The sequence below is a fragment of the Bacillus sp. MBGLi79 genome, from assembly GCF_002953915.1.
Map to the genome: position 1 here is coordinate 514,785 of NZ_CP026521.1, position 14,104 is coordinate 528,888.

Consider the following 14,104-nt stretch of genomic DNA (forward strand, 5'->3'; position numbering starts at 1 on the left):
TGCGTACATTAACGTATCGACGTTCAGGAGTGGAGGAAAGAACATGGTGCTTCGATATACAGCTCTGGGCGATTCCTTGACGACAGGGAGAGGCTCCGGGCTGTTTTCACCCGGCTTCGTCCATCGTTTTGGAGACATGATGTCAGCTGACTTGAAAACAAAAACGGCAATAGCCATATTTGCCAGATCAGGCCTGAATACAGAGGAGATTTTGGGGCTCCTGTCATATTCCTATGTGCAAAAATGCATACGAGATGCTGATATGATAACGATCACAGGCTGCGGAAACGATCTTATCGATTCGGTCTTAGCCTACCAAACCTCTAAGGATGAAACAATTTTCAGCCGTGTATCCGCCCATTGCCATGAGAATTTTGAAAAGATGATTGCCAAGATCGCCGAGATCAAAGGAGAAAACCCTTCCCCGTACGCCATCCGTGTGTTCAACTTATACAACCCGTTTCCCGGCATTGAAATCGCCGGCAAATGGATCACATCCTTCAATTCACATTTAGCAACACTTGCATCAGCACCCCATGTCAAAATCGCGGATGCCTACAGCATCTTCAAAGGCAAGGAGCAGGAATACCTGTCCTTTGACGGTGTCCATCCGAACAGCAAAGGCTATCAAGCGATGGCTGAAGCCGTTCACAAGTTAGGCTATAAAGAATTGTCAGTTTCATAGAAAACGCGCCTCATGACAGGCGCGTTTTTTATGTGTGATCGAAATATTAAAAGAAACTTAAAATTCCCTTTCTTCTGTTCTACATCCCCAAAAAGTGCGCTAGAATAATGGAGGGCGTAGGCAAATATAGCCATAACGTTCAATATTTCGTATATAAGGAAGGATGGTCCTTTTGTTTCGCATTGTTAAAATGTCCTTTGCGGTTATCATTATTTTATTGGCGCTTATTGCTTTTAAATATACGGAACACACCTCTGTTATCCAATCGGTTATGCTTGTTTTTCTTGGTGCAGTCATGTTTATGCAGGGGCTTGAAGAACGCAAAAAAGAAAATGACGGCTCAGGCGCTTTTAATATTTATACCGCCGTTTTTGTATGGTCTGTCTCCCTTATCGGTTTTACACTTCATATTATATAAATCTATTACACATCCTGAAAATGCTCGACTGTCGGGAACGGGGTATAGAACCGATGAAGCAAGGCTTTCCACTCTTGATACTCTGAAGAACCGCGAAAGCCTTCCGTATGGTCCTCAAGTGTTTCCCACTCCACAAGAAGCAGATATTTATGCGTTTCCTCCATGCATTTTGATAACGAGTGAGTGATATAGCCCTTCATGCTGGAAATGATCGGCGCCGCTTGCCGGAACGCCGCCTCAAACTCTTGTTCAAGCCCTTCTTTAATGTGAAGCATTGCTGCCTCTCTGACCATGCTATCCCTTCTTTCTGTCTTTTCAAATAGTCTACAGCAAACGATAGGAGATTTCTGCAAAATCGGTGAACTTTTCCTTCATTTTCAAAAAAATCTTGCACGCACCAATTCAATTAAGAGAAAATAACAAGTGGAAGGCAGGGGAAAGTCATGTTAAAAAAGTGTATTCTACTAGTATTTCTATGCGTCGGGTTGATTGGATTGATCGGATGCTCCAAAACAGATTCACCAGAGGATCGCATGGAAGCATTCGTGAAACAGTGGAACGATCAGCAATTCGATGACATGTATCAAAGCCTGACTAAAGATGTCAAAAAAGAAATCTCCAAAAAAGATTTCGTCAACAGGTATAAAGCCATCTATGAGCAGGCCGGCGTAAAAAACTTGAAAGTCACTGCGGGAGAAGTAGATAAGGACGATCAAGACAACAAGACAATGAAACATATCCCGTATAAAGTCAGCATGAACACAAATGCCGGCAAAGTCAGCTTCAAGAATACTGCTGTGCTGAAATTAGAAAAAACAGATGACGAGGAGTCATGGAATATAGATTGGGACCCATCGTTTATTTTCAAGCAGCTGGCTGACGACAAAACCGTGCAAATTATGAGCATTGAACCGAAACGAGGCCAAATTTACGATAAAAATGGAAAAGGCTTAGCCGTCAATACAGATGTTCCGGAAATCGGGATTGTTCCCGGAGAGCTTGGCGATAAAAAAGAGAAAGTCATAAAAGAGCTCGCGAAAAAACTTGATTTGACTGAAGACGACATCAAGAAAAAGCTGGATCAAGGCTGGGTAAAAGACGATTCGTTTGTGCCGCTCAAAAAGGTCAAGCCTGACCAGGAGAAGTTAGTTTCTGAAGCGACGTCATTACAAGGCGTAACAAGAACGAATGTCAGCTCCCGCTACTATCCGTATGGCGAAAAGACAGCCCATTTGACAGGCTATGTCCGCGCCATTACAGCGGAAGAACTAAAGAAAAAGAAAGAAGGAACGTACAGCGATACGTCTAACATCGGCATCGCCGGACTTGAAAATGTATATGAAGACAAGCTAAGAGGCACAACTGGCTGGAAAATTTACGTGCCGCAAACCGGGGAAGTCATCGCTGAAAAGAAAGCAAAGGACGGCGAGGATCTTCATCTTACAATTGATATTAAAACGCAAATGAAGCTGTATGATGAACTCAAGGATGACAGCGGGACGGCAGTCGCGCTGCAGCCGAAGACAGGCGAAACACTTGCACTTGTCAGCGCGCCTTCCTACGATCCGAACGGGTTTATTTTCGGCTGGAGCGATAAGGAATGGAAAAAGCTAAACAAAGATAAAAACAACCCGTTTTCAGCGAAATTCAATAAGACATATGCACCAGGTTCCACCATTAAACCGATTGCAGCTGCTATTGGAATCAAAAACGGCACCCTTAAAGCCGATGAAAAGAAAACAATCAAAGGTAAGGAGTGGCAAAAAGATTCGAGCTGGGGCGGCTATTCAGTGACACGTGTGTCTGAGAGACTTCAGCAAGTCGATTTGGAAAATGCCCTTATTACGTCAGACAATATTTATTTTGCCCAGAATGCGCTTGATATGGGAGCGGACACCTTCACAAAAGGCTTGAAGACATTCGGTTTTTCAGAGGACATTCCGTATGAATTCCCGATCCAGAAATCGTCTATTGCAAATGACAAGCTTGATTCAGACATTTTGCTTGCGGATACGGGCTACGGACAAGGGCAAATGCAAATGTCTCCGCTTCACTTGGCAGCTGCTTACACGCCATTTGTTGACAATGGAGACCTTGTCAAACCGAAGCTGATCAAAAAAGACTCGCAAACAGCTGATGTTTGGCACAAGCAAGTGGTCACGAAGGAAGGAGCGGCAGACATTACAAAAGGTCTGAAGGGCGTTGTCGAGGATGAGCGCGGATCAGCCTATCAGCCTGTCGTGAAAGGAATCACAGTGGCCGGAAAAACAGGAACAGCCGAGCTGAAAACATCCAAAGATGATAAGGATGGCGCGGAAAATGGCTGGTTTGTCGGCTACGATTACAAAAACAAAGACCTGCTTGTCGCCATGATGATCCAAAATGTGCAGGACCGCGGCGGCAGCCACTACGTCGTTGAGAAAGCGAAAAAGCAATTTCAATCGAATTAAAATGTCTTTTTAAAAGGGGCGAAAGGAAAAAGGGGATCTGAGGCCGAATGAACTAGTAAGGGGCAAAAAAAGGAAAAGAGGGATTTTGCATGCAACGTATTCAATTGGCGGAGGATCTTCAATTTTCAAGAGTCGTACACGGCCTTTGGCGGCTGAATGAATGGAACTATTCAGATGCTGAACTGCTGAGTCTCATTGAATGGTGTATCGATCACGGCATCACGACCTTTGATCATGCGGATATTTATGGGGGCTATACGTGCGAAAAGCTGTTTGGAAACGCCCTCGCCCTTTCGCCCGGATTAAGAGAAAACATAGAGCTGGTCACAAAATGCGGCATTGTTCTTGAATCGCCTGAACGGCCAGCTCACAGATCGCATCATTATAACACAAGCAAATCGCATATTTTGGCATCCGTTGAGCAATCACTTATGAACCTTAGGACGGATTATATCGATGTGCTGTTGATTCACAGACCGGACCCGCTCATGGATCCGGAGGGGGTAGCAGAGGCGTTTCAAGCGCTGAAATGCTCTGGCAAGGTCAGGTACTTTGGTGTTTCAAATTTTAAAGATCACCAGTATCGGATGCTGGAATCGTATTTGCCTGAGAAGCTCGTGACCAACCAGATTGAGCTTTCCGCATATGAATTAGAAAATGTGCGCGACGGCACTTTGAACCTCTGTCAGGAAAAACGGATACCGCCGATGGCTTGGTCGCCTCTGGCAGGCGGCAAAGTTTTCACTGGTGACACGGAAAAAGACCGGCGTGTCCGCACGGCGCTTGAATCCGTTCAAGCAGAGATCGGCGCCGCTTCTTTGGACGAGGTCATGTACGCATGGCTGTATACGCATCCGGCAAACATCATGCCGATTGTCGGAAGCGGAAAGCGCGAGCGGATTACCGCCGCGATAAACGCGATGTCATACAAGCTTGACCAAGATCAATGGTTTCGTATTTTTACAGCCGTACAGGGTTACGATATTCCATAAAAAGCATCAGCTTACCAGCTGGTGCTTTTTCAATGTTGTCACACCGCTTAGTGCCAAATTACCATTTATAAGTGATTGATTCTTATTTGAAAGCGTTTTATATTAAAAGGAAACCTCTCTATATCCTCTACTGCATCTCCTTGCGACTTCATCCGCACATCAAGATTGTCTAGGAGGTCTTTTTTTATGTATATGACTGCCAGAGAACAAAAGCTGTTAAAGCACTTGTTATTACAAAATAGATATATAACCGTAACTGAGCTTGCTGAGCTTATGGAGGTCAGCACGAGAACCATTCACAGGGAGCTCAAATCAATTAAGCCGCTGATGGAAACCGTCGGGCTTACGCTTGATAAACAGCCCGGCAAAGGGTTGAAAGCAGTGGGAAGTCCCGAGGATAAACAAAAGCTGCTCACCGATTTATCATATGAACAGCATGAATACAGCGCGGACGAAAGGAAACTGCTCATTCTTTGTTCGCTATTAGAGTCTCAGGAGCCCGTCAAACTGTACACGCTTGCTCATGATCTTCAGGTGACAAATGCCACGGTAAGCTATGACTTAGACGAGCTGGAGAAATGGATTTCTCCCTTCGGATTGACACTGATCCGCAAAAGAGGTTTTGGCATCCAGCTCATAGGGCCGGAGAATGCGAAACGGAAAATTGTCGGCAACTTGATTGTGAACCGCCTTGACATCCAAATGTTTTTGGAAGCGGTTGAATTAAACATCAAAGGAAAACCTGATTCTTCAGAGAAAATGTTCGGTGTTGTCAGCAAAGGTGAGCTGCTAAAAATGGAGCGCATCTTATTTCAGCTGAAGGAAAAAATCGCTTTTTCATTGTCCGACAGCTCCTATATAGCGCTCGTTGTCCATCTGACGTATGCGATCGAACGGATTAAGCTTGGGGAAACCATCACCATGGAGCAAAATGAGCTTGAGGAGATGAAGAATGCGAGAGAATACAGCTCGGCTCTTGAAATCGCAGGCGAGCTTGAACGAGCCTTCGGCGTGACGATACCGGAGGCGGAGGTCGGCTATATTACAATCCACCTTCGAAGCGCCAATCGAAAATACAAAACAGAATACAAAGCGCAGGAAATTGAGCTGGAAACAGCCCTGCAAACAAAGCGGCTCATTGCCTTTATTTCAGATAAAATCCGAATGGATCTCACGAAAAACTACTCTTTATATGAAGGCTTGATCGCCCATTTGGAGCCGGCCGTCAGCCGCATAAAAGAAAATATTGAGATATACAATCCGATGAAGGAACAGATCAAGCGCGATTATTTTCTGCTTTACATGGCAATCGAAGAAGGCGTCGAAAAATATTTTCCGGGCATGTCCTTTTCTGATGATGAAATCGCTTTTATCGTTCTTCACTTTGGCTCGGCTCTTGAAATCAAAAAAGAAGAAGCAAAAGTGAAAGCGCTTGTCGTCTGCTCAAGCGGGATCGGCTCTTCGAAAATGCTTGCCTCAAGGCTGAAGAAAGAACTGCCGGAAATAGAATCGTTTGATATGTCATCCCTGATCGAGCTAAAGGGGAAGGATGTTCAAGCGTATGATATGATTGTATCCACTGTTCCGATTCCTTATGAAAACATTGATTACATCATGGTCAGCCCGCTATTAAATGAGGAAGACGCAAACCAGGTTAAGCAGTATATCAAGCGGAAAATTCCCCTTATTCTTAACAAAAAAAGAAGCCCCAAGGAAGAAACGCAGCAAGCTGATGCACCTGATATGCTGGAAGCGGCGGAAAGCATAGGTCGGTATATGGAGGTTATTCAAGATGTTTTGCGCCATTTTTCACTAACTCAACTCAAAACAAACCCGGATCATAGCATGCTTCTATTAGAGCTTTTTCAGCAGCTGAAAAAGGATGGCTTGATCCGTGATCCAAAAAAAGCCGCGGTTTGCCTGGCTGAGCGGGAGAAACAAGGGGGATTGGGCATCCCAGGAACAAACATGGCGCTTTATCATCTCAAAAATGATGAAATCGTCCTGCCTTTTTTCAAAATGTTTGATCTCAGCGCCTCCTATGAAGTGGATGGCATGGACGGAAATACCCTCATCATGACACGCATCCTCGTCATGATGGCGCCTGGTTCATTATCTGCTGAAGGCTCGGAAATTTTAAGCGCGATCAGCTCGGCAATTATCGAGAGCGGAGAAAGCATGGCGGGGTTTCAGGAAGAAGGAGAACAAGAATTGTATCAGCGGTTAAACCGCATATTTTTCACTTGGATGAAAGAAAAAAACATACTGTAATCCTTCATGGCACACGTCAAAAAATTGGTGTGTGTTTTTCTGTGGACGGGGAACAAAATAAGAAAATGTGGGACTATTTTATCATTCAGTATTGGAATAATTCCAAAATGAAATAGTTTTACAAGTTATCTTTTTTGGGTTAAAATGGGTGAGGTAAGGAAGAAAATCTAACAAATTATTGAAGATTCAAGAGAATATAGGAGATGACGATATGGAAACATTACAGCATCTGATTCTGCATGACATGCCGGATAGCGAAGAAATAGAGGCTGTAAAAAGCGGAGACCATACACTGACATATAAAGGTTACCGTAAACGGATTAATCAGCTGGCGAATGCCATGCTGCAAAAAGGAATTCAAAAGGGCGACCGTGTTGCATTGCTTTGCAAAAACGGCCATCCCGCATCAACTGTTATGTTCGCCGCGCTTGAAATAGGTGCTGTTGTTGTACCTGTCAGCTGGCAGCTGAAACCATATGAAATGACAGGCATTTTAAAAGCAAGTGAACCGAAAGCGATGTTTTACGGAGCGGAGTTTAAAGAGACGCTGGAGGAAATTCTTCCTGAATTGTCCTCACTGTGTTTAACAATGGAGACAGGAACAGCTTACGAAACATCTGCTGAATTTGAAGCGCTGTTTGCCGGTCCTGATCAATTGCCGGAAACGGAAATGGTTTCCCCAGATGATACAGCACTTCTCATGTTTACGTCTGGCACAACGGGAAACCCGAAAAGATGCATGATCACACATGGCGGCATATACAGATACGTCAAAAAATCCAACAGCTCAGTAACACGGATGAAGGGCCTTCGTTTTCTCGCGTGCCATCCGATTTATCATACGAGTGCGCTCATTTGCATCATGCTTGGAACGTTTGCAGGAACAACCTTTGTGTTCACAAAGGATCAGGATCCTGTTCACATGCTGAAGGTCATTGAAGAGGAGAAAATTCAGACCGTGATGGCTCTTCCTGTGTTTTACACGTATTTGCTTGAAGCGTGGGAAACGCACCAAACTGACTTATCTTCGCTTGTTATTTTAATGACAGGCGGAACGAAAGTGCCGAGCAGCCTAATCCGCCGCTATCTTGATATCGGCATTCCGCTCGCGCATGGCTATGGAAGTACTGAGGCTTGGGGAATCAGCACATGGATGCCTGATATGGGAATGGATAAAGCGGCATCTGCGGGGAAACCTGTGGAAGGCGTTAAAGTCAAAGTGGAAGATCCTCTGACGGGAGAAGAACTCCCCCAAGGAGAAATCGGCGAAATCGTTGTTCATACTCCATTCTTATTTAAAGGCTATGAAGACAACCCTGAAGCAACAGCGAAAGTGCTGCAAAACGGATGGTTCAGAACCGGAGATTCAGGCTATGTGGATGAAGATGGCTTTATTTTCATCACTGGACGCTACAAGGATGTCATTATTTACGGAGGTGATAACGTCTATCCTGATCAGGTTGAAGAAGTTATCCAGCAGATCCCGGGAATCCTTGAAACGGCGGTGGTCGGAATACCAGACCCGCTTTACGGTGAAAAACCGAAAGCTTTTATCGTGAAAAATGGCGGCCAGCGCATAACGGAAGAGGATGTTATCGCATTTTGTAAAGAGCGCCTGTCCGCTTACAAAATACCTGAAGTTGAATTCGTTAACGAACTGCCGAAAAACAACCTCGGCAAGGTGAAAAAAGACGTCCTGCGCAACCAGGCTGTACATTCATAAAAGAAGAAGCCCGCCACTTTATGTGGCGGGCTTCTTTGCAGTCGCACAAACGGCAAGCTCAGGCCTAATGTTCTTAAATTGTATATCAATGTCCTCGAAGCCGGCTGCTTTGAAGTCGGCAATCATCTGTTTTCCAAATGATTTTGTTTTCTCAGGACTGGCATCCGCTTCCCGCGGCTGCATCGTAATGGCTGCTTTGCCGCCGGGCTTTAATGCACGATAAATCTGTTTCATGCCTTTTGTTTGGTCATTCCAAATGGTGTAGTTGTTAACGGAAATCACTTTATCATAAAACGAGGCGGAAAGAGGAAATGTCTCGACGCTTCCTTGTATCAGGCGTACCCCCTCTGATTTCACTCTGCGGGCGGCCAGCTTCAGCATGGCTTCTGACACATCAATCCCATGAAGATGAACATCCTTTTCGCGTTTCAATATCTGCTGCATGCAGTATCCAGGGCCAAACCCGACTTCTAAAATGCTGTCCCCGCGCATGATCTCAAGCTGATTGATTGTCCACTGATTCAGTGTCTGATTTTCAGCAGCCATGATGTACCCGGCAATCATGCCGATGACGCCCTTTGGCCTGCTGAATCTTCTAGAAAGCATGTTAATCATTCAGCAACCAACCCCCTTTTTGAGTTATTTCCTCCCAGCGTTCCATGTGAAACATTTTTCTGATAAAGCAAATACGAAGGTGCCGAGCCATGTTTATCCAAAGAGCGTGTGAGGTACACAACAAATAGACAAGAAACCAAAGGAGGAGAATCATCATGGCACATTATCCAAAAGAACTGCCGGCACAAACCCAAAATCGCCAGCCGGGAATTGAAAGCGAAATGAATCCAAGTCCGGTGTATGAGTACGAGAATTACAAAGGAGCGGACAAATTAAAAGGGAAAGTTGCGCTCATTACAGGCGGCGACAGCGGGATCGGACGCGCGGTTTCGGTCGCTTACGCAAAGGAAGGCGCTGATATCGCTATTGTATATAAGGATGAGCATGGAGACGCCGAAGAGACGAAGAAACGCGTTGAACAAGAAGGTGTAAAATGCCTGCTGATTGCCGGTGACGTCGGTGAAGAGGAATTCTGCAATGACGCGGTTGAAAAAACGGTCAAAGAACTAGGCGGCCTTGACATCCTTGTCAACAATGCCGGTGAACAGCATCCGAAGGAAAGCATCAAAGACATTACAAGTGAACAGCTTCACCGCACATTCAAAACAAACTTTTATTCTCAATTTTATTTGACTAAAAAAGCAATTGATTACCTGAAACCGGGGAGCGCCATCATCAATACGACATCCATCAACCCGTACGTAGGAAACCCGACACTCATTGATTATACAGCGACAAAAGGCGCGATCAATGCCTTTACAAGAACAATGGCGCAGGCGCTTGTCAAAGACGGCATCCGTGTGAATGCAGTAGCGCCGGGACCAATCTGGACGCCATTAATCCCAGCTACGTTCCCTGAAGAAACAGTCGCTCAATTTGGGCAAGATACGCCGATGGGCCGTTCTGGACAGCCTGTTGAGCACGTCGGCTGTTATGTGCTGCTGGCATCAGATGAATCATCTTACATGACAGGCCAGACACTGCATGTCAACGGCGGTAATTTTGTGACGACATAAGAGGGAGTGTGACATATGGGCATCACGAAAGAAGAAGTGAACAGCTACTATCAAAAGGCAGGCATTGTATTAACGGACGAGGAAGTAGACCAAATCCAGCTGATGGACTACGGCTTAGGAAAAGAAAAAACAGTCGGGCTCCAGCTCTTTGTCTACGTCAATACAGACCGTTATTGTTCAAAGGAACTGGTGCTGTTTCCGGGACAGACTTGCCCGGAACACCGCCATCCGCCGGTCGACGGCCAGGAAGGCAAGCAGGAGACCTTCCGCTGCCGCTACGGAAAAGTGTATCTTTACGTAGAAGGAGAAAAAACGCAGCTGCCAAAGGTTCTCCCTCCTCAGGAAGACAGAGAACACTATACGGTCTGGCACGAAATTGAGCTAGAACCGGGCGGGCAATATACGATTCCCCCGAATACAAAGCATTGGTTTCAAGCCGGTGAAGAGGGAGCCGTCGTGACGGAAATGTCTTCGACGAGCACAGATAAGCATGATATCTTTACCGATCCAAGGATAAAAGGATGAGGCTTAGCAGCCCATCCTTTTTTGTATTGAAAAAAACGGAATCATCGCTATAATGGGTAAAAAAGGAAAGAGGGAGAGGCAATGTTCACTTGCAAGGTAAATGAGCACATCACCATCCGATTATTGGAGCCGAAGGATGCGGAGCGGCTGGCCGAACTCATTATCGAAAATCAGCAGCGGCTTGGCAAGTGGCTGTTTTGGGCGGAAAATCCAAGCAGCGCTGAAACGTACAGAGAAACGATCATTCCAAATTGGCGGTGGGAATATGCTGATCTGACCAGCATTGAGGCGGGGCTCCTTTATGACGGCAGCCTATGCGGCATGATCGGACTGCATAACCTTGATCAAGTGAATCGGAAAGCGGAAATCGGATACTGGATTGCCAAAGAATTTGAAGGGAAAGGCATTATTACCGCTGCCTGCCGAAAACTCATTACTTATGCTTTTGAAGAGCTTGAGCTGAATCGTGTGGCGATCTGTGCGGCTGTCGGAAACGAAAAAAGCAGAGCGGTTCCGGAGCGGCTCGGCTTTCTAGAGGAAGGAAGGGCACGGGACGGCTTATTCGTAAACGGCAGGCACCATGATCTTATCTATTACAGCTTGCTAAAGCATGAATGGAAAGGATGAAAATAAAGAGCACACTTTCTTGTTTAAATCTTCCCCGGATGTGGAAAAGTAACAGCGGAGACGTTAAAAAGGAGTGATTCGAGATGAATCAGAAAGACATAAAACAAAAAGTGCTTGATGTTCTAGATCACCATAAAGTAGGTTCGCTCGCAACGGTTCAAAAGGGCAAACCGCATTCCCGCTACATGACTTTTTTCCATGACGGGCTGACGATTTACACACCGACAAGCAAGGAAACTCATAAAGCGGAAGAAATTGAGAACAACCCCAATGTCCACATTTTATTAGGCTATGATTGTGAAGGCTTTGGCGACGCCTATGTCGAAGTTGCCGGAAAAGCCAAAATCAACAATTCGGCAGAACTGAAGGACAAAATATGGAGTTCTAAATTAGAGCGCTGGTTTGATGGCAAGGATGATCCGAATCTGGTGATTCTTGAAATTGAACCGGAAGATATCAGATTAATGAATGCCGGAGAGAAAACACCGGTCTCACTTGACCTGTAAAAAATAATTGTGTTTTCAGGGGCGATATGTTATTATGAATAGCTAGTAAGAAAAATAAGCAAATAAAAAAGAAAGTAAACTTCTTTTTTCTGTTTTGAGAGAGAAGCTTACCGCTTCCCAAGCAGCATAATCAGCTGCCCTTATTCTTTTCCTTCATAACAAATCGCCCCTAACGATGAGATGGAAAAAAGACTTTTTTGTTTTACAATTCACACCGGCGCGGCTTCGGAGCCGCAGTGACGATTGAGAGGTAGGGCTTTCGTTGTCTTGTGTTCAAGAAATTTCCATGGTGTTTACTTTCCAGAAAGATTCTTCGGAACAATGCTTTATGAATCTAACCCGCCCGAGCTGGCGGATGATATAATCTTTATTTGCGTATAGAAAAGAATAAGACAAACCGCTCGGCGTTCGCCGGCGGTTTTTTTATTGCAAAAAACACATCGTACTGAAACCTAATTGCCTTCTTTCCAGTCTTATCTCTAGGATGAAATTGGAGGAAGAATAACGTGCATGTCATTACAACACAAGTACTTTTTATATTTTGTTTTTTATTGCTGATTCATTCGATAGAAACCTTAGCCTATGCCACAAGGCTTTCCGGGGCCCGCGTTGGATTTATTGCGTCCGCGCTTTCCCTGTTTAATGTCATGGTCATTGTGTCCAGAATGTCGAACATGGTGCAGCAGCCCTTTACCGGGCATTTAATTGATGATGCGGGAAAAAACGCACTGGCGATTGTAGGCGAGCAGTTCCGCTTCTTGATTTTCGGATCGACAGTCGGCACCATCCTGGGCATCATCCTGCTCCCGTCTTTTGTCGCTCTTTTTTCACGGGCGATTATTCACTTGGCGGGCGGCGGCGGCTCCGTTTTTCAAGTATTCCGAAAGGGATTCTCGAAACAAGGATTCAAAAATGCCCTTTCCTATTTGCGTCTGCCGTCTATTTCATATGTAAAAGGATTTCATATGCGCTTGATTCCGAAGCGTTTGTTTGTCATCAACATGCTGATCACATCGATTTATACGATTGGCGTGCTTTCGGCTTTGTACGCAGGCCTGCTGGCGCCGGAGCGCAGCACGACAGCCGTCATGGCATCGGGTTTGATCAATGGAATTGCGACGATGCTGCTGGCCATTTTTGTTGATCCTAAGGTATCCGTTCTTGCCGATGATGTGGCAAAAGGAAAACGAAGCTATATCTATTTAAAATGGACCTCTGTCACAATGGTCACATCAAGGGTAGCAGGCACACTCCTCGCCCAGCTCATGTTTATTCCGGGGGCCTACTATATCGCCTGGCTCACAAAGTGGTTTTAATAAGAAAGGCTGGATCAAAAAGATCCAGCCTTTTTTGTGTTTCCTTATTTAAAATTCCTCAATCCGCGATCGTACAAAAAGTTTCCGAATGGGACGAAAGCGACGATGAAGCCGGCGGCTGACCATTTCAGCGGCCATTTGACAGAGAAGGTTGCATAAGCCAAGACAAGCAAATACAAAATGAACAACCCTCCGTGAACCGAACCGACAATTGTCACTGCAAGCGGAAGGCCTGCCCAATATTTAAGCGGCATAGCGATGAACAGCAGGATTAAGAGTGACATTCCTTCAATAAAACCCATCGTGCGAAGTCTTCCGATCGGCGTGTGCAGCATAAATTGCCCTCCTTGTGGACACGTTTTCATTTTATACTATAAACAATCCGGAGGGGCATATGACAGCTTTCGAAAAATGTTCGGAAAACATTCATTTTTACATGCCTTTTTCAGGGAACTGTACTTGTCATTTACAAAAATACCCGAGATAATGTGTACAAAATCATAAAAGAAGGATGTTGAAATGAAACTTGACCAGATTGATCTGAATATCATTGAGGAGCTGAAGAAGGACAGCCGGTTGTCGATGAGGGAATTAGGCAGAAAAATTAAGCTGTCACCTCCATCTGTGACAGAACGGGTAAGGCAGCTTGAATCGTTTGGCATCATCAAGCAATACACGCTGGAGGTCGACCAGAAAAAACTGGGCCTTCCCGTTTCCTGCATTGTGGAAGCAACCGTCAAAAATGCGGATTACGAGCGGTTCAAAAGCTATATTCAAACATTGACGAATATTGAATTTTGCTACCGAATTGCGGGTGCAGCCTGCTATATGTTGAAAATCAATGCCGAAAGCCTCGAAGCGGTAGAAGATTTCATTAACAAAACATCGCCCTACGCGCAAACCGTCACTCACGTCATTTTCTCAGAAATTGACACGAAAAACGGGCGCGGTTAGAGAGTG

15 protein-coding genes are annotated in these 14,104 nt (G+C 45.2%); 12 read left to right on the forward strand and 3 right to left on the reverse strand.

Annotated elements, in window-relative coordinates; translation table 11 throughout:
* Positions 1-43: 43 nt before the first annotated feature.
* Positions 44-685 (forward strand): spore germination lipase LipC, encoded by a 642-nt coding sequence (gene lipC, locus C1T29_RS02675; RefSeq protein ID WP_071581031.1) that lies wholly within the window; start codon positions 44-46, stop codon positions 683-685.
* Positions 686-857: 172 nt separating this feature from the next.
* Positions 858-1,103 (forward strand): YczI family protein, encoded by a 246-nt coding sequence (locus tag C1T29_RS02680; RefSeq protein ID WP_014662805.1) that lies wholly within the window; start codon positions 858-860, stop codon positions 1,101-1,103.
* A 5-nt stretch (positions 1,104-1,108) separates the two neighbouring features.
* On the opposite strand, the gene C1T29_RS02685 is transcribed toward C1T29_RS02680, so the two are convergent.
* Positions 1,109-1,396, reverse strand: a complete 288-nt coding sequence (locus tag C1T29_RS02685; protein ID WP_069839882.1) for an antibiotic biosynthesis monooxygenase family protein — start codon at positions 1,394-1,396, stop codon at positions 1,109-1,111.
* A gap of 150 nt (positions 1,397-1,546) precedes the next feature.
* Between C1T29_RS02685 and pbpC the strand changes: the two genes are divergently transcribed.
* From pbpC to C1T29_RS02705, 4 genes are all read left to right on the forward strand, one after another.
* Positions 1,547-3,553 (forward strand): penicillin-binding protein 3, encoded by a 2,007-nt coding sequence (gene pbpC / locus C1T29_RS02690; RefSeq protein WP_103749780.1) that lies wholly within the window; start codon positions 1,547-1,549, stop codon positions 3,551-3,553.
* A gap of 89 nt (positions 3,554-3,642) precedes the next feature.
* Positions 3,643-4,545 (forward strand): aldo/keto reductase, encoded by a 903-nt coding sequence (locus C1T29_RS02695; protein WP_071581029.1) that lies wholly within the window; start codon positions 3,643-3,645, stop codon positions 4,543-4,545.
* A gap of 186 nt (positions 4,546-4,731) precedes the next feature.
* The gene (gene mtlR / locus C1T29_RS02700; RefSeq protein ID WP_071581028.1) at positions 4,732-6,816 is read left to right on the forward strand and encodes a mannitol operon transcriptional activator MtlR; all 2,085 of its coding nucleotides are present in this window, start codon (positions 4,732-4,734) and stop codon (positions 6,814-6,816) included.
* A gap of 211 nt (positions 6,817-7,027) precedes the next feature.
* Entirely contained in the window at positions 7,028-8,539 is a 1,512-nt protein-coding gene (locus tag C1T29_RS02705; protein ID WP_071581027.1) for a class I adenylate-forming enzyme family protein, read from the forward strand.
* Positions 8,540-8,557: 18 nt separating this feature from the next.
* Here the strand turns inward: C1T29_RS02705 and C1T29_RS02710 are convergent, their stop codons facing one another.
* Positions 8,558-9,154: a class I SAM-dependent methyltransferase gene (locus C1T29_RS02710; RefSeq protein WP_071581026.1), complete on the reverse strand. Its 597-nt coding sequence runs from the start codon at positions 9,152-9,154 to the stop codon at positions 8,558-8,560.
* A 155-nt stretch (positions 9,155-9,309) separates the two neighbouring features.
* On the opposite strand from C1T29_RS02710, the gene C1T29_RS02715 reads away from it, so the two are divergent.
* From C1T29_RS02715 to amj, 5 genes are all read left to right on the forward strand, one after another.
* A complete protein-coding gene (locus C1T29_RS02715) occupies positions 9,310-10,170 on the forward strand; it encodes an SDR family oxidoreductase (protein ID WP_103749779.1) in 861 nt (286 codons plus the stop codon).
* Positions 10,171-10,185: 15 nt separating this feature from the next.
* Positions 10,186-10,695, forward strand: a complete 510-nt coding sequence (lyxE, locus tag C1T29_RS02720) for a D-lyxose ketol-isomerase (RefSeq protein WP_069148974.1) — start codon at positions 10,186-10,188, stop codon at positions 10,693-10,695.
* A gap of 81 nt (positions 10,696-10,776) precedes the next feature.
* A complete protein-coding gene (locus C1T29_RS02725; RefSeq protein ID WP_014662814.1) occupies positions 10,777-11,322 on the forward strand; it encodes a GNAT family N-acetyltransferase in 546 nt (181 codons plus the stop codon).
* A gap of 83 nt (positions 11,323-11,405) precedes the next feature.
* The gene (locus C1T29_RS02730) at positions 11,406-11,828 is read left to right on the forward strand and encodes a pyridoxamine 5'-phosphate oxidase family protein (RefSeq protein ID WP_014662815.1); all 423 of its coding nucleotides are present in this window, start codon (positions 11,406-11,408) and stop codon (positions 11,826-11,828) included.
* Positions 11,829-12,334: 506 nt separating this feature from the next.
* Complete coding sequence (amj, locus tag C1T29_RS02735; protein ID WP_003234394.1) at positions 12,335-13,144, forward strand: lipid II flippase Amj; 810 nt, start codon at positions 12,335-12,337, stop codon at positions 13,142-13,144.
* 44 nt (positions 13,145-13,188) lie between these two features.
* Here the strand turns inward: amj and C1T29_RS02740 are convergent, their stop codons facing one another.
* Complete coding sequence (locus tag C1T29_RS02740; RefSeq protein WP_014662816.1) at positions 13,189-13,479, reverse strand: DUF3817 domain-containing protein; 291 nt, start codon at positions 13,477-13,479, stop codon at positions 13,189-13,191.
* Between the two features lie 184 nt (positions 13,480-13,663).
* On the opposite strand from C1T29_RS02740, the gene lrpC reads away from it, so the two are divergent.
* The gene (gene lrpC, locus C1T29_RS02745) at positions 13,664-14,098 is read left to right on the forward strand and encodes a transcriptional regulator LrpC (protein ID WP_071581021.1); all 435 of its coding nucleotides are present in this window, start codon (positions 13,664-13,666) and stop codon (positions 14,096-14,098) included.
* Positions 14,099-14,104 lie beyond the last annotated feature (6 nt).